Below are 18,492 nucleotides of genomic sequence, written 5' to 3'. Positions count from 1 at the left end.
CGCTTACCCCAAATCCTCGGCCAACCGGAGCACCTCATCCACCGAGGTGATCCCCTCACGGGCATAATCGAGGGCCGTGAGGGCCAGCGGCCGATAGTGCTCATGCTGACGGGCCGCCTTGGCAAAACCCTCAGCATCGTTGCGTCGCAGTGCATCCATCATCGGCTGATCCAGCTCCAGTAACTCGTACACCCCGATCCGGCCCGAATAGCCGGTGAAGTTGCAGCTCTGGCAACCCCGCCCCTTGTGATAGGTATGCTGACCGGGCGCTTCTCCCGAGAGCACGGTTAGCCAGGTCGTCTGTCCTTCGTCCGGCATCTTCTCCTCGACGCAGTGCTCACACACCCGCCGCACCAGCCGCTGGGCGACAACCGCCCGCAGGGCGCTGGCAACCAGATAGCCGGGAGCCCCCATATCGATCAGGCGCAGGGCACTGGTCACTGCATCGTTGGTGTGCAAGGTGGTCAGCACCAGGTGACCCGTGATGGCGCCGCGCAGGCCGATCTCCACCGTCTCGTTGTCGCGCATCTCGCCCACCAGCAGGATGTCCGGGTCCTGACGCAAGGTAGACCGCAGCACGTGGGAGAAGGTGAGGCCAATCTTGGGGTTGACCTGCACCTGGCTGATGCGAGGCAAACGGTACTCCACCGGGTCTTCAACCGTGATGATCTTCTGGCTCGCCTGATTGAGCTCAGAGAGGGCGCCATAGAGAGTCGTAGTCTTGCCGCTGCCGGTCGGTCCCGTTACCAGGATCATACCGTGCGGCCGTTTGAGCTGACGGCGGAAACGGGTCAGGATATCGGGCGGCATCCCGGTTTCGGTCAGCGAGAGGATCCCGGAGGATTGATCCAGCAGACGCATCACCACCGACTCGCCATACTGCACCGGCATGGTGGACATCCGCACGTCCACATCACGGCCGCGCACCTTCATATTGAAACGGCCATCCTGTGGCAAGCGCTTCTCGGAGATATCGAGCCCCGCCACCAGCTTGAGACGCAGCACCAGCGCCTGGGCGATGCGCACCTCGTTAAGGATATTCTCGTGGAGGATGCCGTCGATCCGCTGGCGAATGCGCAGCACCTTCTCGTCTGGCTCGATATGGATATCCGAGGCGCCAACCTGAACCGCGTCCTCGAACAGGGAGCGCAGCAGCTTGGCCACCGTCGCCTCCCCCTCATCGGCAGCACCCAGATTGCCGGAACCCAGCTCGAAGCCAGAGTCCTGATACTCCTCCTGCAGCTGCTCGGCAAAGCTCTCAATCTCGCGGGTGCGGCGGTAGAGACGGTCGAAATACTCCAGCAGCTGCCCTTCACGAGCCACCGCAAGCACCATGATGCGCGGGCTGAGCAGAGCGGCGATGGCATCCAGTGCGCTCAAATCGGCTGGATCCGACATGGCCACCGTCACCCGATCGTCAGTGAGATTGACCGCCAGCGCCCGGTAACGGCGCGCCTGCACCTCGGGCAACAGCGGCACGGCGGCAGCATCTATGGTGAGGTTGTTGAGATCGAAGAAGGGCACATCCAGCTGGCGGGCGAGGAATTGCAGCAGCTGCACCTCGCTGATAAAACCGAGGTCGATGAGGGTGGTGCCCAGCTTGCGGCCGGTCTGACGCTGCTGCTGCAGCGCGAGCTGCAGCTGATCATCGGAGATGATCTGCTCTTGTACCAGCAGGTCGCCGAGGCGCATTTTCAGTCTGGGTTGTGCCATTGCTACTCCGATTCCTGTTACTTCACACCCGTTACCGTGTCCGATTACGCTTCGCTAATCGAACCTACTATTTATCAATGAGTTAGTTGGCCAATCCGTTGTTCCAGCCAGTTGGTGGATGCTTCACCCAGGTTGCCGTGCAGCTGGGCATTGCGATAGGCATCGAGGGCACGCTGGCTGTGGCCCTGACCATCCTCTGCCACACCGAGCCCAAGCCACCAGCGTCCCTGATCGGGCTGCTGACGCAGCAGCTTCACATAGAGATTAGCCGCCTCGACATTCTGTCCCAGCTCCTGCGCCAGTCCGGCCCAGGTGGCGTAATAGTCCAGATTGCTGGCGAGATCGGGCTGATAACCAGCCAACCAGCCCAGCGCCTGCTGCTGCAACCCCTCGCTGATGGCAAGACGGGCCAGTAGCAGGCGAAAATCAGCCTGTTGCGGATCGAGCCGGATCCCCTCCTCCAGCAGCTGGCGAGCCTCGGTCAGCCGCCCTTCTCCGTAGAGCAAGCCGGCCAGCTGTTCACGGGCCCCCTGGTTATAGGGATCGTGGGCCAGCACGTCGTAGTAGTTGTCCTGCGCATCGCGCATATTGCCCTTGGCCATGGCGGTAGTCGCCTTGCGCTCCGAGAGCGCTGCCAGCTCTTTGGGTGACAGCTCGACCGTTTCAATCTTGAGCACGCTCGGCTTGCGCGGTGCGGCGGCAGCCTGCTGCTCTGCGGCCAGCTCGGCATACAGCTCGGGCTGCAGCTCCTCATCGGTCGGCGTCCGCTCGTCAATCTCGCTGGAGGCATCGAAGGGAGCACCTTCCCCCTGAGCCAGCGATGCCTCGTCTTCTGCTTCTTCCTCTGCTGGTTCCGCCTGACGGGGCAGAGGCAGGGTAGCGGCCACTTCGGCCGATGCGGCTGAAGCGACCGGCTCGGCAACCCGAGCAACAGCATCGGGAGTAGCCTGCTCACTGACTACATTGGCCTGCGGCGCAACCGCACGGGTTTGCTGCCAGTAGATCCAGGTTCGCCACCCCAGAATCCCGAGCGCCAGCCCGCAGAGCAGGGTGAGCAGCAGCATCCACCACCCCTGCTGGCGCGCCGGAGCGACGTAGACAGCCGCCCCTTCGACGCCTTGCTGACGCTGCTCCAGATCTTTCAGCATCTGGTTGATCACGCTCATGACCAGACTCCATAAGCCAGGGCACATCCCAGAAGCAACAACAGCGGCCACCAGCGTCGTGGCGCAAAGCGGCTGGCGTCGTCGGTATCACGAATGGCGAGCCCTACCAGCCGACCATCAACCTGACGAGCACCCTGACCATAGGCCAGCATCAGGCACTTGTGCGCCAGAATGTTGATAAGCCTTGGCACCCCGCGCGAGGCGCGCCACAGCAGGCGCAAGGCGCGGCCGGCGAACAACGGCGCGCCGCGATAACCGGAGACCTGCAATCTGTGCTCCAGATAGGCACGAGTCTCGTCAAAACTGAGTGGTCGCAGGCGATAGGAGAAGCCAATGCGCTGGCGCAGCTGACGCAGATTGGTTTTGGCCAGCCGCACATCCAGTTCGGGCTGACCAAACAGCACTATCTGCAACAGCTTGCTCGACTCGGTTTCCAGATTGCCAAACAGCCGAATGGCCTCCAGCGTCTCATCCGGCAGGGCTTGCGCCTCGTCGATCAAGACCACCACCCGACTCCCCTGCTGATGCAGGCTGATCAGATGGCGATGGATGCGATCGGTGAGATCCAGCTCGCTTTGGTCCCGCACCGATAACCCCAGCTCCAGCGCCAGCGCTGTACGCAGCTCGGCCGGACTAAGGTGGGGATTGGGCAGCCACGCGAGGCGTACCGGGCACTCTTCCGAGCCCAGCTCGCTCAGCAATTTGCGGCAGAGCAGCGTCTTGCCGGTACCCACTTCGCCGGTCACCTTGATAAAGCCTTCCCCCTGAGCCAACGCCCAGTTGAGCACCTGCAGCGCCTCTTCATGAGGCGGCAGACCGTAGTAGAAACCGGTGTTGGGGGTAAGGCTGAACGGCGCCTCCTGCAGGCCGAAATGGGTCAGGTACATCAGTCGTTACCTACTGCCGCGGGCAAGAAGCCTCTGCTGGCAAATCGCCGCAGACCATCCGGAATAAGACTGACCACTCGCTGAGTCATGAGTTAGCCCTTGGAGGGATACCACTTGTCGAGCAGGTCGGCAGATCGCTGCAGCTCGTTCTGCCAGGTATCCTTATCGACGACGGTCGGCTTGAGCATAATCACCAGTTCTACCTTCCTGTTGCTTTTACTGCGGTTGGTAAAGGCTTCGCCCACCCAGGGGATATCACCCAGCAACGGCACCTTGCTGACAGTCTCCTTCTTGTCAGTCTTCATCAGACCACCGATCACGATGATGTCACCATTATTGGCCTGCACCACGGTATCGGACTCACGAATAGAGCTCTTGGCGAGTGGTAATTCCAGGATGTCACTGTCAGTCACCTTGATGGTCTTGGTTTGCTCTTCGGTATCAATGACTGAGGGGTGAATATGCAGTAGCACTTTGCCCTCTTCATCGATCTGTGGCGTGACATCGAGAGAGATACCCGAGAAGAAAGGAGTCAGCTCAACATTGGGCGTAGTTCGGTCACCACTTGCCGTACTCACCGTTGTAGTCGAAGCATTGGTGACAAAATATTCGTCGGTACCGACTTTAATCACCGCCTTCTGGTTATTGGTAGCAGTCACACGCGGACTGGAGAGGGTATTCACATCGCCCTGCGTTTTCAGCAACTTGACGGTAACATCGAAATTGCCATCGGAGATTTTGAAACTGGCCCCGCCGCCCAGAGCGGTAAAAATCTGGTTGGTTGTACTGGGCAACTGAGTCTCGGCCAGAGATCCGCCAGTGGTCATCCCCTTGCCATCGGCAGTTGCAGAGAGCTTGTCCCAGTTCACTCCCTGCTCGTAACCCTCACCAAGAGTCACTTCAAGGATGCGAGCCTCCAGCACCACCTGACGCTTGAGGTGATCTTCCGACTGGCTAAGGAACTCGCGCACCGCCTTGAGCTCTTTCGGATAGGCCCGCACCGTCACCAGACCCGCCTGTGGGCTGGTGATCACGGCTCGTCCATCCCCATTGCCAATCAGAGTCTGCAGTGCATCGCGCAGATCGGTCCAGTAGTCGCTATTGCTGTCGGTCTCGATCCGGGTGCCATTGCCACTGCTGTTCGAGTTGCTCGAGTTGTTTGTCGTGCTATTGGTCGTGCTGTTGCTGGATGAGCTGTCGAAATTGCTGTTGCTACCGTTGTTGTTGTCATTGGCGGTCACCCCGCCAGTACTGACCGAGGTGCGGGAGAGGCCGCGACGGGAGAGCATCAGATAGTTGACCGGGATGGTCTCGGTGCGCAGGCCGGCAGGGTAGATATGGAAAACACTCCCTTTGCGCTGCACGTCGAAGCCGTACATGTCGCCGACCACCGCCAACACCTCGGGCAGGGTGACATCTTTCAGTTCGACCGAGACCAGCCCGGAGACCCCGGGATGCACCGCCACGCTATAGCGGGAGCCCTTGAACAGGGAACCGAAAAACTCCACCGCTTCCACATCATGGGCAGCAATACGCAACCGCTTCTCCGGCATGGCAACCGGCATCTGCGGCCGGTTCAGTTGCAGCAGCTCGCTCTGCACCGACTTGGGCAGTGTGGTCAGGGGGGCATTTTGCTGCTTCTGCTGCTCATTCATCGCCTGCTTGAGCGCGTCCTTGGCCTGAGTTGGCTCGGGGTGCTTGTAGGTAGTGCAGCCTGCGGCCATCATGGCCAAGGTGATCAGACAGAAACGGTGTATTTTCATGTAATTAGTGCACCCTGCAATGAAACTCGATAAATCCGGCTTACCTGCCAATGGCTAGTGCGGCTCAAACCCTGATCTTGCTGGCAAACAGTGCCACCGAGTGGCGTTTTCCCGCCTTTTCCAACACCACCGCATCGGCATTGATGGCCACCAGCTTGTAGCCGTCCACCTGCTGCCCGACCCGATAACTCTTGCCATTGAGCATCGCCAGTGCCGGGCCATTGCCCAGCATGATGCTCTGCAGCTTCGGCAAGCCGGCGCTGTTCTGGCCGGCTGCACTCGCCCCAACCGCCATGTCGGCCAAGGGCGCGGTGGGATCCTGCAACACCTCGACCTGACCGGCTTGCGCCAGCAACGCAAAGAGGCAAGCTCCCAATGCAAACCATCTAGCCACGAATAAACTCCTTGCTGGTACTCAAGGTGTAGATCTCCATCTCCACCACGGCCCCCGGATAGGCTTTCACCTGATAATCGAACTGTTTCCAGTAAAAGTGGCGGGGTAACGCCTCCAGAGCCTTGAGATATTGATACACATCGAAATAACCGCCTTCCAGCTGGAGACGGATACCGTGTTTGTAAAGATTGACCTTCTGCCCCTGCTCTCCGGCCATCAGTGGCGTCGGCTCCAGTGAACTGAGTGCCAGCATATGGAGATTGGCAGAGCGGGAGAGCAGCGCCTCCAGCACCTGCGGCATCTCGTGCGCCGGGATCAGATCGACGGTCTGGGCTTTGAGCGCCTGATCCACCCCGGCCAGATCGCTCTCAACCCTTGCCAGCTGCTCGCGAACTCCCTGATTGGGATCCCGCTGCAGACGGGCCTGCTTGCCCAGATTTTCCAACCCGAGGATCTCGAGATCGCGTTCGGCGGCGCTCAGGGCCATGCGATCCTGTTGCAACCGGGTATCGGCGCCATCCAGCCAGCCATAGACGCTGGCTGCCACCAGCAACACCAGCCCGGTCAGCAGGATCAGCACCCGTTCCCGCTGGCTCAGGGCGGCAATTCGCCGGGCCCACTCCTGCCATTGTGCTTTCAGGTTCATCAGGGCTTCTCCCGCGCAATGCCACTCAACTGGAACGCAAGACGCCCCTCCTTGTCACGACTCAGGGTCAACTCGCTAAACTCCTTGCCCATCAGGTTCGGTGCCTGCTTGAAGCGATTGACCCAGGCCGGCACATCCTGACTGCGACCAGCAAAGCCGGAGAGATTGATCCGCCCTTCGTGGATCTCGATCCGTTGCAGGGAGAGATTACTGCTGCGAATGCGGGAGAGATCGGCCAGCACTCCGGCATAGCCCTGCGATTTTTGCAGGGATAAAGAGCCCAGCTGACGCAGCAGCTCCTGTCTGGCCCCCAGATCGTCCTGCTTGTTGAGCAACTGCTGCTGCAGAGCCGGATCGGCCAGATGGCGCGCCAGATCGGCATCGAGTCGCTGCGCCTCGCTACGCTTGAGCTCCAGCTCGGCGTTGACCTGTGCCAGCGCTCTGCTGACACTGCGCTGCTGCCAGCCGTAACCGGCGCCGACCAGCAAGACGACAAGCAGGGTGATGCCCCATGCCAGCACCATCTGGTTGAGGCTGGCCCACTGCCGTTTGGGATGAAACTCTGCGCCATAGAGGTTTATCTGACGTTTCATCAGGCATCCTCCCCGATGGCGGCGGCATAGGCCGACAGATACTCGACCCCGGCCAGCACCGCCTTGTTGGCCATGGCGGAGACAGCGAGGCCGAAGGTATGCTCCATGTGGCGAACCAGCGTACCGATAAAGGGCGAGGCGACGGCAAGCTGCATCTGGCCAATCTCCGGCAGTTTGAGCTGGCCAACCAGATAATCGAACGAGCGCTGGATCTCCAGCGCCAGCGAGTCGAGCAACATGCTGTCAGGCTCCTGTTCACCGGTCAGAGAGGCAAAACCGCGCAACTGGCGGGAGAAACAGAGCCCTCCCTGATGGAACACCAGCAGTTGCAGATCCTGTCCCTTCGGCTGCCAGAGCAGCATGCGTACCGTCGCATCCGCCTCATAAAGGGAGGTCAGCGCCAGTTCGTCACTGATGATGGATTGCAGAGTGGCAATGCCGTTGATCGCCTCCGCCAGCTGTTGCACCCTGCTCTTGGGCAGGCAGATGACATTGATCCGCGGGCGACCGGCGGGTGGAGTGGGCAGATCCACATAATCCATCGCCAGTTGCAGCACCGGCTCGCTGACATAATCCTTGATGGCCCAAGGGAGCGCCCCCGCCATTTCGGCATCGGGGACGGCGGGCTTGTCGATCTGGATCTGCTGATAGAGCGGAGCTGCCAGGGCAACACGAACACGGGATTTGGCAAGGCCGTGGCGAGTGAAAAGTTCGTTGACGGCAAGCGGCCACTCTTGCGCACTGTTGATGGCACGCGTAGCAAACACAGGGGGATTGCCCACAGCTGCCAGCATGATCCTGTCATTGGCCAGCAAGAGCCCCACCTGGCGGCTTGGCATCGACCGTCTGAACAGTTGTTTCATGTAAGCCCGCCCGTCATTAGTGATTAAATGAGTGAAACATTAACATAAACAGCAGATTAGCCTCCAGACAAAAGAGGGACTCACCATTGCAAGCCAACCCTTCGCCGTCGGCGTTTGAAATCAGTGCCATTGGCCCGTCACCACTGCAAGCGATTCACCATCCCCTACTGGCCAACGATGGCGTAGAGCTCTGGTGCAAACGAGACGATCTGATCCACCCGCTCATCTCCGGCAACAAGTGGCGCAAACTCAAATACCATCTGCACCATGCCCGCGAACATGGCAAACGCCACCTGCTCTCGTTTGGTGGCGCTTACTCCAATCATATCCATGCCTTGGCCGCAGCCGGCCATCAATTTGGCCTTCGCACCACAGGTATCATACGGGGCGAAAGTGACTCAGTCAGCAACTCTACCCTGAGCGATGCCAGACGCTGGGGCATGGATCTCGTTTTTGTCGATCGGCAGAGCTACCGGCGGCGTCAGGAGCCGGAATGGCTGGCTCAATTTGAAGCCGCAGACACCCTCATCGTTCCCGAAGGCGGGAGCAGTCCTCTCGCCATCCCCGGCGTTGCCGAACTGGTGACGGAGCTCCCCTTCTCGCCGGATCTCTGGGTGCTCCCCTGCGCCAGCGGCGGCACCCTGGCAGGCCTGATTGCCGGAAAGCGGGAAAGCGAGCAGATCCTCGCCATCGCCGTGCTCAAGGGAGGCAACTTTATCGCCGACGAGGTGCGGCGCCTCTACCCCGCCGCCGCCACAACCCCTGGCTGGCAGATCGCACTGGATCATCACGACGGAGGTTACGCCAAATTCAGCCCGGCGCTCTGGCAGTGGGTACAGGCCTTCAGCGCCGAAACCGGTCTACCGCTGGAACCCATCTACAGTGGCAAGGCAATGTATGGGCTGTTTCGCGAGCTGGCAGCGGGCCGTGTTGCCCCGGGCAGCAGGATCGTCTTTATCCACACGGGTGGCATGCAGGGGCTGGCCGGGCTCAGGGAGCAGGGCCGCCTCTGAAACATCAGGCTTCGGCCGGTTCCATCACCAGTCGCTCGGGCAGTGCAAACCAGGGGCCCTGCCCCGCATGTACCCCGAGGTGGCGCAGCATCTTCCACTCGTCACCACTCTCGACCCCCACGGCCAGTACCCGGGTCGGGGTATTGGCGCAGCCACCCACCAGACTGCGCACCGCCATCTGGTTAACCTGGCGAGCATGGATCTCCCGCACCAGGCTGGGGTGGAGCTTGAGGAAGTTGATCTCGAACTCCTTGATGTACTGGGTGCTCACCACATCCTGGCCGGCATGATCGATGGCCAGCATGCACCCAAGCATCCGCAGGGAGCGCAGCGGTCGCTTGAGGGCTTCGAAATGGCGGGTAACCTGCGCCTCGGAGAGCTGCAGGATCAGCCGCTCGTTGGTACTGCGCGGCAGTTGGAACAGAGCGAAGAAGAGCCAGCGCTGGAAGTCGCGATGGAGCAGACTCTGGGCGCTGAGAGCCAGGCTGACCGGGCAGCTCTGGTCGGAACGCTGGCGTAGCAACGCCAGGGTCTGTTCCGCCACCAGCCGATCCAGCTGGAGCAGCAACCCCACCTTCTCGGCCATCGGCATGAAGATCCCGGCCGGCAGTGGCCGCCCCTGCTCATCCTCAAGATAGGTGAGCAGCTCCTGCTGCAGCACCACCTGCCCGCGATCCTGCTGGATCGGCTGGATATAGAATTCGATAGCCTGCTCTTCGAGGCGGCGGCTGAGCAGAGTACGCCAGCGCACCGTCCCCTTGCTGCTCTGCTCCTCATCCAGCTGCTTTTCGTAGAGGAACCAGCCGTTGTGCCCTTGCAGACGGGCGCTCTTGAGAGCCAGCTCCGCCTCCTCCTGCACCTTGAGCAGGGAGTCTTGCGACTGATAGCAGACGGCACCGAGATAAACCGCAGTCTCCGGATTGACCTCCTGCGGCCAGTGGAGGCGTTGCAGGCTCTTGAGCAGCTGACTGGCACTGTCCACCATTTCGCTTTCGGACATATTGGGCAGCAGCACTGCAAAAACTTGCCCGGCATAGCGGGCCTGCAGGGCGCCACTGTGCTTGCGCACGAAGGCCCCGATAGTCGCGCTTGCCTCCAGCATCAGGTCATGACCCAGCAGATCGAACTGCTCGGCCTCCAGATCCTCCAGACAGGCGAGATCGATCAGCAGCACGCCGCCGCTCATCACGCTCGCCTCCATGATGGCGCTCTCGAGCCGGTTGTCGAAAAAGAGACGGTTGCCAATGCCGGTCATCTTGTCGACGAAGGCATTGCTGCGGATGAAGTTGTCGAAACGGCTGCGCTCCTTGCGGGCATCCGCCAGCTCGGCCAGCAGATGGTCGAGCGCCTGACTGGCGGCAACCGGCCACTCTTCGGCGGGGTCGTGATTCAGTTTGGAGAGTTTGTCATCGAGGATCAGCTGGGCGCGTTCGGCCAGCAGCTCGGCACCGCGCAGTTGCTGGCGCAGCCAGCGAATGGAGTACCAGAGGCCGAACACCACGATAAAGACGCCGAAGGAGATGCCGGACATCGCCTTGATGGAGTACTCCGCCTCCTTGAAGGGGCGCTCCAGCTTCAGATTGGCCTGCATGCCAGCCTGATGGATAAGCGTCTTGCTGTATGGCAGCAACAACTGATCATCGACCGAACGCTGCACATCGCGAAACCAGTAGACACGCTGATCGTTCTGGCGCACCTCCAGTTCGACGACGTGGGAAGCGCGCAGCAGGGTGGGCAACCAGTGGCTCATCTCGTTCATGTCATGGGACACATCGAGCTGCTTGTCGATCACCTCGACCAGCGCATCGACCTTCTTCTGCTGCAGCTCCATCCCCAGCTCGCGAAAGCTGAACACGCCGCCAATCAGCACGGTCGCCATGGCGGCAATCACGCACAGGGTGATAAACGAGACAAGCTGTGTAGTCAGTTTCATGCGCCTTTCCGTATGCCCAGCATCATCCATGTGACCTCATGGTAGCAGCGGCGATCAGCGCCCTGCTATGGATGGAGATCCCGCTTCTGCAATTTCAAAGGGGCGAGGATACCGAAAGCGGGGGAATATTACCAAGCGCGGAGCAAACGAAGAGAGAAGAGCGGAAAACGGCAGAAAGAAAAATGGTCCCTGAAAAGGGACCAAAAGGAACACTCATATCAAAACTAACACTCTGTGCTACTGACAAAAAACAGATACAGGAGTATTGAACACACGGTGAGTCAAACCGCGGGGCTACTCTAATGCAGTTCGGATAAGCTGGGCAATTGTCATTTATGACAGGTTAGCGATTGAATCTAGTCAAAAAAAACAATAAAAACCTTTAAAATCATAAAATTAAAGAATTCATCAACAAGTGTGACGAGTCAGACTCATATTGATTGTACTAATGATCTATGATGTTGTTCCCCACTCGTGTCTGATAGACAGGCAGGTATCCCTTGTTGCGTATCCCCCCGTTCTGGATCTCGTTGCTGCTGCTGGTTATTCCCATTATTGCCAGCCAACCCTTAAGCAGATGGCTCGACAAGCCAATGGCTTACTATCTGCTGCAACAGAAAATGGAAGAGATCAAAGCCTCCATGGCAGAACGCGGTAAACAGCTCGATACTGCGCTCAGCACTCAGCTAGCTCAATTTGACTTTGACTGTGGCGCCAAAGATATGGTGCTGCTACGCGATCCGCGCTTCTACAGCACCCATATCCGCTTGCAGGGGCTGGAACTAGCCTCAGGGGTCAACTGCTCAAGCCTGGGAGTGGGGATCCCGCTCATCAAGGAAGCCAAAAAAATGGGTGGCCTACCCGGGAAATTTGGTCTGACCGCCACAATGGATAAGTTCAACACCGAACAGGAGCTGGTGGCCTACTACAAATCAGGCGAGAACATCGCTTATTGGGTGCTGGATAACAGCTGGAGCCACGATCTGCTGCAACACCCCTGTACTAACTGCTTCTATTTGGAGTTCAGCCAGCGGGACCCCGCTGCGATGACCACTCATTTCCCCCGTGGCAACAAGGCAATTAAAGCCGAAGAGAGCAGCCATAGCCTGAGCTTCTTCGATCAGGAAAGCATGACTAAACAGACTCTCTGGGCGGGTAAGGCACTCAATGACTACGCCCGGCAGCAAGTCAGATTCTATGGTCTCTGGATTGGGGCCGCGCTGGGACTCCTGCTGACGGTGAGCTACTGGTTGCTACGTAACTACCGGCGCTCCCTCAAAGGGCTGCTACAGGCTGGACTGATACGCCGGGAATTTATCCCCTTTTATCAACCCGTGGTGAACAGCCGTACCCGCGAGGTGGTCGGTTTCGAGGCGCTGCTGCGTTGGCGGCGCGGCGGTGAACTGGTGCCTCCCGGCGCCTTTATCGACTATGTCGAAGAGCAGGGGCTGATCCTGCCGATAACCGTACAATTGCTGGAGCGGGTACTCACAGACCTCTCCTCTCTTGCTGCAACTCAGTGGGTCAGCGTCAATCTGGTGGCGGCCCATATCGAGCAGCCTCTGCTGCGAAACCTGTTGCAACAACATCAGTGGCCCTCCCCCGCCCAGCTCACCTTTGAGCTGACCGAGCGCAAACCGTTGACCGATATCAAGAGTGCTACCAGCGAGATCACCGCCCTGCAAGAGCGGGGTTATCACGTCAAACTGGATGACTTTGGTACTGGCTATGGCGGCTTCGCCTATCTGCAGAGCCTCGGGATCCGCCAGATCAAGATCGACAAGATGTTCGTCGACACCATTGGTACCGACGACCTCAAACGCAGCGTGCTGGATGCCATCATCGCCTTTGGCCGAGAGTCGGGGATGGAGATGATTGCCGAGGGGGTCGAGACCCAGGAACAGGTCGACTACCTGTATCGGCAGGGAGTCTATCTGATCCAGGGCTATGTCTTTGGCAAGCCCATGCCGCTGCAGGAGCTGCTGCTCTGGCAACAGGCCTTCCGTCGACCCCACTCTGAAACTGCCTGACGACAGAGAGAAGTCTCTTTCCCGGAGCTTGCTCCGGGGTTACTCACTCCGCGGCAGGATAGCGGTACTCACCGCCGCGAAAACGGGCCCAGAGGCAGTCGCCAAGATCAAAATGCCACCACTCGCCGGGATAGTTGCTGAACCCTTCCCGCCGCATCAGCCAGAACAGCAGACGGCGGTTGTCACGGATCTGCAGCCGCTGCGCCTCGCTCATTCCCGCACAGGGGCGTTCGAAATAGTCGCTCTCGGCCCGCTCGCTGATATCGTCAAAACCGGTACCAAAGTCGAGCGGCTCACCACTCGCCAGATCGTGCAGCAGCAGATCGATGGCTCCGCCCGACAGATGGGGCGGCACCGGATAGTGACCGGGATCTGAGGGATGGGCACAAAAACGGCGAGTCTCCTGCTCAAGCTGCGCACCATCCCATTCGGGATTAGCCGCGGCGATCTCGCCCTTAATCCGTTCGAAGATGGCCAGAGACGTGGCGCGACTGCGAAATCCGTCGAGCAGGGTAAGACCCAGCCCAGCAGGCAGTCCCGCAGCGACCCGCGCCAGCGCTTTGGCAACCGGCTCTCGCACCCGGATCTGCGGCTCACCGCCCGCCAGACCAAGGCGGTAATAGACGGGATCGATGCGGATCCTGGCGCTGGCGGCCACGATCACCAGTGGATCACTGGCCGAGAGCGCCGCGTGCTCAGCAGCGCTGGCCGGTTCATAGTCGTGAGAGATGGGTGGCAACGGCATCAAATGGACTCCTGGTCAGAGGGAAGCCATTTCAGCAGAGCCTTGCCAGCGGGGCAAGCCCGCCATCGGCACCAGCACAGCCCGAGATCTGTTCCGATCCAAGCACCCGATTTACATCTGTTAACAAAATGGGCTGCCCCTCGAGGCCAAGAGCTTTTATCATAAGGGGCTGGTTAGGGTGCAACCGCCCGTTGCACATTCCATTCATCTCCCGGCCCACCGGTCGCCCCAGAAGAGAACCATTGCCTATGAAGACATTTATCCGGCAAGAGATTGCCCTGCCCGTCGGCCTGCTGACCCTGCTCTTTTTCAAGACGCTCGGCAGCGACCTGCTGACAGAGACAACTCCGCTCGGGATCTATCTTCCTGTGTCGGCGGGGCTGCTTGCCATCGTCACCTGGGCCATCTTCTCGGTGGTGCGCCACTCGGATGCCCTCGCCATCAAGCTGGGCGAACCCTTTGGCACCCTGATCCTCACCCTCTCGGTCATTTCGCTGGAGGTAGTGATGATCTCCTCCGTCATGTTGACCGGCGAGCCCAATCCGGTGATGGCCCGCGACACCATGTTCGCCGTGGTGATGCTGGTCACCAACGGTCTGGTCGGCTTCACCCTGCTGTTTGGCGGCTGGCGCTACCACACCCAGAGCTTCAATCTGGACGGGGTCAAATCCTATCTGGTGGCCATCATCCCGCTCGCCCTGCTCTGTCTGGTGCTACCCAACTTCACCGAGGGAGGCGCAATCGGCAGTATGTCGCGCGCCATGTCGTGGATGCTGATCATCATCTCGATCCTGCTCTACGGCGTATTTCTGCTGATCCAGACCCGCAGCCACAGCCACTTCTTTGTCGACAGCGACCATGAGGATTACGAGGAGCACCACGGCCCGCTGCAGAGCAACGTCTATCACACCCTGCTGCTGCTCGCCTATCTGGTAGTGGTGATCCTGCTCGCCAAGACCCTGGCCATCCCCATCAACTACGGGGTCAAGGTGCTGTCAGCGCCGCAGGCGCTTGGCGGCTTTATCGTGGCCTGTATCGTGCTGGCCCCCGAGGCGGTTGGCGCCATCAAGGCCGCCATCAACAACCAGCTGCAGCGGGCCATGAACCTCTACTTCGGCTCGGTGCTGGCCACCATAGCCCTCACCGTCCCGGCCGTGCTCTTTATCGGCTCCATGCTGGGTCAGGAGGTGCGCCTCGGCCTCTCCGCCGCCGACATGGTGCTGCTCATCACTACGCTCATGGTGTGCAAGGTGACTTTCAGCAGCGGCCGTACCAATGTGCTGCACGGCGCCACCCATCTGGTGTTGTTCGTGGTCTATCTGTTCCTGATGTTCGAACACCAGTGACCCGCCATCACCAAGATAATAAAAGACCGCCCGATTGGGCGGTCTTTTATTATCTGCTTCCGGATCTCACGGACGCCAGTGAAGCGGCTTCCCCCTTATCCCACCAAGGGATAAGGGGGACCAAGGCTTACAGGCTGGGCAGTACCCTGGCCGGGATCAGATCGTTATAGCTGGCACGGCCCAGCAGCGCGGCGGCCGCCTCGATGTCCGGCGCGAAGTACCTGTCCTTGTCGTAGAAGGGGACATGAGCGCGCAGCCGCCCCTTGGCCACTTCCACCCCTTCGCTGGCCCGCAGCGGGGCACGGAAATCGAGCCCCTGCGCCGCCGCCAGCAGTTCGACTGCCAGAATGCCACGGGTGTTCTCGGCCATGTCCGCAAGCCGACGGCCGGCGAAGGTCGCCATGGAGACGTGATCCTCCTGATTGGCGGAGGTGGGCAGGCTGTCTACCGAGGCCGGATGGGCCAGGGTCTTGTTCTCGGAGGCGAGCGCCGCCGAGGTGACCTGAGCGATCATGAAGCCGGAGTTGACCCCGCCATTGTTAACCAGAAACGCCGGCAGGCCGGACATCCGCGAGTCGATCAGCAGCGCCATCCGCCGTTCTGAAAGGGAACCGATCTCGGCGATGGCCAGCGCCAGATTATCAGCCGCAAAAGCCACCGGCTCGGCGTGGAAGTTGCCGCCAGAGATGATCTCCTCGTCATCGGCAAACACCAGCGGGTTGTCGGAGACCGAGTTGGCTTCGCACACCAACACCTCGGCCGCCTGACGGATCTGGGTCAGGCAGGCCCCCATCACCTGCGGCTGGCAGCGCAATGAGTAGGGATCCTGCACCTTCTCGCAATTGTGATGGGACATGCCGATCTCGCTGAGATCCCCCAGCAGATGGCGATAGCAGGTAGCCGCATCAATCTGGCCACGCTGACCACGTACCGCGTGAATGCGGGCATCGAACGGACGGCGGCTGCCAAGAGCCGCCTCCACGCTCATGGCACCGATGGTGATGGCACCCGCGAACAGATCCTCGGCGTGGAACAACCCTTCCAGCGCGAAGGCGGTGCTCGCCTGGGTGCCGTTGAGCAGCGCCAGCCCCTCTTTCGGTGCCAGCGCGATGGGCTCAAGCCCGGCGATCCGCAGCGCTTCGCTCGCATCGATCTCGCGCCCGTCGTGACGAGCCTTGCCTTCGCCGATCAGCAGGCAGCTCATATGGGCCAGCGGCGCCAGATCGCCGGAAGCGCCGACGGAGCCCTTCTTCGGCACCAGCGGATAAACCTCGGCGTTGACCAGCTTCATCAGCGCCTCCAGCACCTCCAGCCGGATGCCGGAGAAACCGCGCGCCAGCGAGTTGAGCTTGAGCACCATCATCAACCGCACGGTGGCGTCATCCATATAGGTGCCGATGCCCGCAGCGTGGGAGAGCACGATGGATCGCTGCAGCTCGTCGAGCTGATCCACCGGGATCCGGGTGTTGGCCAGCAGGCCAAAGCCGGTATTGATGCCATAGACCACGCGTCCCTGCTCGATCACCCGGAAGACAGTGGCGGCAGAGGCGTGGATCGCCGGCAACGCCGCCGGATCCAGTGCAATATGTACCGGCTCGCGGCTGACGCGGCGCAGGGTGGCAAGATCCAGCTCGCCCGGGGTAATAGTCAATTCAAACATGGTGTTACACCTTTCCTTTGACACCGTTGGCGCCGTCAATCATCGGCAGATCCAGTTTCGCCTCGCGGGCGCAGTTGATGGCAATCTCGTAGCCGGCGTCGGCGTGACGCATCACCCCGGTAGCCGGGTCGTTGCGCAGCACGCGACCGACCCGCTGGGCGGCGTCATCGGTGCCGTCACAGACGATCACCACGCCGGAGTGCTGGGAGAAGCCCATTCCGACCCCGCCGCCGTGGTGCAGGGAGACCCAGGTCGCGCCGCCGGCCGTGTTGAGCAGGGCGTTGAGCAGCGGCCAGTCGGAGACGGCATCGGAGCCATCCATCATCGACTCGGTCTCGCGGTTCGGGCTCGCCACCGAGCCGGAATCCAGATGGTCGCGGCCAATGACGATGGGGGCTTTCAGCTCGCCGTTTTTCACCATCTCGTTGAAAGCCAGACCGAGGCGTACCCGATCCTTGACCCCGACCCAGCAGATCCGCGCCGGCAGCCCCTGAAACGCGATACGTTCGCGGGCCATGTCGAGCCAGTTGTGCAGGTGAGGATCATCTGGGATCAGCTCTTTCACCTTCCGATCGGTCTTGTAGATATCTTCCGGATCGCCGGAAAGGGCCACCCATCGGAACGGCCCAATCCCCTCGCAAAACAGCGGGCGGATATAGGCGGGGACGAAGCCGGGGAAGTCGAAGGCGTTCGCAACCCCCTCCTCAAGCGCCATCTGACGGATGTTGTTGCCGTAATCCAGAGTCGCCGCGCCGCGCTCTTGCAGGGTCAGCATCGCCTCCACCTGACGGGCCATGGAGCGACGAGCGGCCAGATTCACCTCCTGCGGGGCACTCTGCTGCAGCTCGCGCCACTTGGCCACGCTCCAACCCTGCGGCAGGTAGCCGTGCACCGGGTCGTGGGCGGAGGTCTGGTCGGTCACCACATCAGGGGTGATGCCACGGGCCACCAGCTCGGCGAACACGTCGGCGGCGTTGCCAAGCAGACCGACGGAGATGGCGCTGCCGCTGCGTTTGGCCTCTTCGATCATGGCCAGCGCCTCATCCAGGCTGTGAGCCTTCTTGTCCACATAACGGGTGCGCAGACGAAAATCGATGCGGGTCTCGTCGCACTCGACGGCGATCATCGAGAAGCCGGCCATGGTGGCGGCCAGCGGCTGGGCGCCGCCCATGCCGCCGAGACCACCGGTCAGGATCCAGCGCCCCTTGGGTTCACCGTTAAAGTGCTGATTGGCCACCGCAAAGAAGGTCTCGTAGGTGCCCTGCACGATCCCCTGGGTGCCGATATAGATCCACGAACCCGCAGTCATCTGGCCGTACATCATCAGGCCCTTCTTATCGAGCTCATTGAAGTGCTCCCAGTTGGCCCAGTGCGGCACCAGATTGGAGTTGGCGATCAGAACCCGCGGCGCATCCTTGTGGGTCTGGAACACCCCGACCGGCTTGCCGGATTGCACCAGCAGGGTCTGATCCTCCTCCAGCCGGGTCAGCACCTCGACAATCTTGTCGAAGCAGGCCCAGTTGCGGGCGGCGCGGCCGATGCCGCCATAGACCACCAGCGACTGGGGATGCTCGGCCACCTCGGGATCCAGGTTGTTCATCAACATCCGCAGCGGTGCTTCGGTGAGCCAGCTCTTGGCGGTCAGTTCGGTGCCGCGCGGGGCACGGATCACACGGTTAGGATCATGACGGGGATCCTGCTGTTGCACAGACATACACACTCCTTGTTGTATCAATAGGG

15 protein-coding genes are annotated in these 18,492 nt (G+C 60.6%); 3 read left to right on the top strand and 12 right to left on the bottom strand.

Going from position 1 to position 18,492, the window contains the following annotated elements; translation table 11 throughout:
• Positions 1-3: 3 nt before the first annotated feature.
• From mshE to AACS24_RS13990, 8 genes are all read right to left on the bottom strand, one after another.
• Entirely contained in the window at positions 4-1,713 is a 1,710-nt protein-coding gene (gene mshE / locus AACS24_RS14025) for an MSHA fimbrial ATPase MshE (RefSeq protein ID WP_108571065.1), read from the bottom strand.
• A 74-nt stretch (positions 1,714-1,787) separates the two neighbouring features.
• A complete protein-coding gene (locus tag AACS24_RS14020) occupies positions 1,788-2,879 on the bottom strand; it encodes a tetratricopeptide repeat protein (protein ID WP_181364183.1) in 1,092 nt (363 codons plus the stop codon).
• Positions 2,876-3,766, bottom strand: a complete 891-nt coding sequence (locus tag AACS24_RS14015) for an ExeA family protein (protein ID WP_041209622.1) — start codon at positions 3,764-3,766, stop codon at positions 2,876-2,878. The genes AACS24_RS14020 and AACS24_RS14015 overlap by 4 nt, the downstream gene beginning before the upstream one ends.
• Before the next feature lie 92 nt (positions 3,767-3,858).
• Positions 3,859-5,529 (bottom strand): pilus (MSHA type) biogenesis protein MshL, encoded by a 1,671-nt coding sequence (gene mshL / locus AACS24_RS14010; protein ID WP_108571064.1) that lies wholly within the window; start codon positions 5,527-5,529, stop codon positions 3,859-3,861.
• Between the two features lie 64 nt (positions 5,530-5,593).
• A complete protein-coding gene (locus tag AACS24_RS14005; protein ID WP_108571063.1) occupies positions 5,594-5,923 on the bottom strand; it encodes a SctD/MshK family protein in 330 nt (109 codons plus the stop codon).
• Positions 5,916-6,569: an MSHA biogenesis protein MshJ gene (locus AACS24_RS14000; RefSeq protein WP_108571062.1), complete on the bottom strand. Its 654-nt coding sequence runs from the start codon at positions 6,567-6,569 to the stop codon at positions 5,916-5,918. Before AACS24_RS14000 ends, AACS24_RS14005 begins: the two co-directional genes overlap by 8 nt.
• Positions 6,569-7,162 carry a PilN domain-containing protein gene (locus AACS24_RS13995; RefSeq protein ID WP_108571061.1) on the bottom strand — a complete coding sequence of 198 codons (594 nt, stop codon included), beginning with the start codon at positions 7,160-7,162 and terminating at the stop codon, positions 6,569-6,571. Before AACS24_RS13995 ends, AACS24_RS14000 begins: the two co-directional genes overlap by 1 nt.
• A complete protein-coding gene (locus AACS24_RS13990; RefSeq protein ID WP_033112565.1) occupies positions 7,162-8,025 on the bottom strand; it encodes a hypothetical protein in 864 nt (287 codons plus the stop codon). The genes AACS24_RS13995 and AACS24_RS13990 overlap by 1 nt, the downstream gene beginning before the upstream one ends.
• An 86-nt stretch (positions 8,026-8,111) precedes the next feature.
• On the opposite strand from AACS24_RS13990, the gene AACS24_RS13985 reads away from it, so the two are divergent.
• A complete protein-coding gene (locus tag AACS24_RS13985; protein ID WP_108571060.1) occupies positions 8,112-9,038 on the top strand; it encodes a 1-aminocyclopropane-1-carboxylate deaminase/D-cysteine desulfhydrase in 927 nt (308 codons plus the stop codon).
• Positions 9,039-9,042: 4 nt separating this feature from the next.
• On the opposite strand, the gene AACS24_RS13980 is transcribed toward AACS24_RS13985, so the two are convergent.
• Positions 9,043-10,971 carry an EAL domain-containing protein gene (locus tag AACS24_RS13980; protein ID WP_181364182.1) on the bottom strand — a complete coding sequence of 643 codons (1,929 nt, stop codon included), beginning with the start codon at positions 10,969-10,971 and terminating at the stop codon, positions 9,043-9,045.
• Between the two features lie 503 nt (positions 10,972-11,474).
• Here AACS24_RS13980 and AACS24_RS13975 point away from each other — a divergent pair.
• Complete coding sequence (locus tag AACS24_RS13975) at positions 11,475-13,001, top strand: EAL domain-containing protein (protein WP_108571057.1); 1,527 nt, start codon at positions 11,475-11,477, stop codon at positions 12,999-13,001.
• Between the two features lie 43 nt (positions 13,002-13,044).
• On the opposite strand, the gene AACS24_RS13970 is transcribed toward AACS24_RS13975, so the two are convergent.
• On the bottom strand, positions 13,045-13,746 hold the full coding sequence (locus AACS24_RS13970) for a M15 family metallopeptidase (protein ID WP_108571056.1): 702 nt from the start codon (positions 13,744-13,746) through the stop codon (positions 13,045-13,047).
• A gap of 248 nt (positions 13,747-13,994) precedes the next feature.
• On the opposite strand from AACS24_RS13970, the gene AACS24_RS13965 reads away from it, so the two are divergent.
• Positions 13,995-15,092 carry a calcium:proton antiporter gene (locus AACS24_RS13965; protein ID WP_033112570.1) on the top strand — a complete coding sequence of 366 codons (1,098 nt, stop codon included), beginning with the start codon at positions 13,995-13,997 and terminating at the stop codon, positions 15,090-15,092.
• Between the two features lie 127 nt (positions 15,093-15,219).
• Here AACS24_RS13965 and hutH read toward each other — a convergent pair whose 3' ends face one another.
• Both hutH and hutU read right to left on the bottom strand, forming a co-directional pair.
• Positions 15,220-16,752 carry a histidine ammonia-lyase gene (gene hutH / locus AACS24_RS13960; protein ID WP_108571055.1) on the bottom strand — a complete coding sequence of 511 codons (1,533 nt, stop codon included), beginning with the start codon at positions 16,750-16,752 and terminating at the stop codon, positions 15,220-15,222.
• A gap of 4 nt (positions 16,753-16,756) precedes the next feature.
• Complete coding sequence (hutU, locus tag AACS24_RS13955) at positions 16,757-18,466, bottom strand: urocanate hydratase (RefSeq protein ID WP_108571054.1); 1,710 nt, start codon at positions 18,464-18,466, stop codon at positions 16,757-16,759.
• Positions 18,467-18,492 lie beyond the last annotated feature (26 nt).

It is taken from the genome of Aeromonas sp. HMWF016 (genome assembly GCF_963878195.1).
GTDB classification, from domain to species: domain Bacteria; phylum Pseudomonadota; class Gammaproteobacteria; order Enterobacterales; family Aeromonadaceae; genus Aeromonas; species Aeromonas lacus.
Note: the sequence above shows the minus strand (reverse complement) of the source record. Positions and strands in the feature narration are given on the sequence as shown.

Coding starts and splice junctions, on each gene's coding strand:
- mshE (WP_108571065.1), bottom strand. CDS start 1,713: ATGGCACAACCCAGACTGAAAATGCGCCTCGGCGACCTGCTGGTACAA.
- AACS24_RS14020 (WP_181364183.1), bottom strand. CDS start 2,879: ATGAGCGTGATCAACCAGATGCTGAAAGATCTGGAGCAGCGTCAGCAA.
- AACS24_RS14015 (WP_041209622.1), bottom strand. CDS start 3,766: ATGTACCTGACCCATTTCGGCCTGCAGGAGGCGCCGTTCAGCCTTACC.
- mshL (WP_108571064.1), bottom strand. CDS start 5,529: ATGAAAATACACCGTTTCTGTCTGATCACCTTGGCCATGATGGCCGCA.
- AACS24_RS14000 (WP_108571062.1), bottom strand. CDS start 6,569: ATGAACCTGAAAGCACAATGGCAGGAGTGGGCCCGGCGAATTGCCGCC.
- AACS24_RS13995 (WP_108571061.1), bottom strand. CDS start 7,162: ATGAAACGTCAGATAAACCTCTATGGCGCAGAGTTTCATCCCAAACGG.
- AACS24_RS13990 (WP_033112565.1), bottom strand. CDS start 8,025: ATGAAACAACTGTTCAGACGGTCGATGCCAAGCCGCCAGGTGGGGCTC.
- AACS24_RS13980 (WP_181364182.1), bottom strand. CDS start 10,971: ATGAAACTGACTACACAGCTTGTCTCGTTTATCACCCTGTGCGTGATT.
- AACS24_RS13970 (WP_108571056.1), bottom strand. CDS start 13,746: ATGCCGTTGCCACCCATCTCTCACGACTATGAACCGGCCAGCGCTGCT.
- AACS24_RS13965 (WP_033112570.1), top strand. CDS start 13,995: ATGAAGACATTTATCCGGCAAGAGATTGCCCTGCCCGTCGGCCTGCTG.
- hutH (WP_108571055.1), bottom strand. CDS start 16,752: ATGTTTGAATTGACTATTACCCCGGGCGAGCTGGATCTTGCCACCCTG.
- hutU (WP_108571054.1), bottom strand. CDS start 18,466: ATGTCTGTGCAACAGCAGGATCCCCGTCATGATCCTAACCGTGTGATC.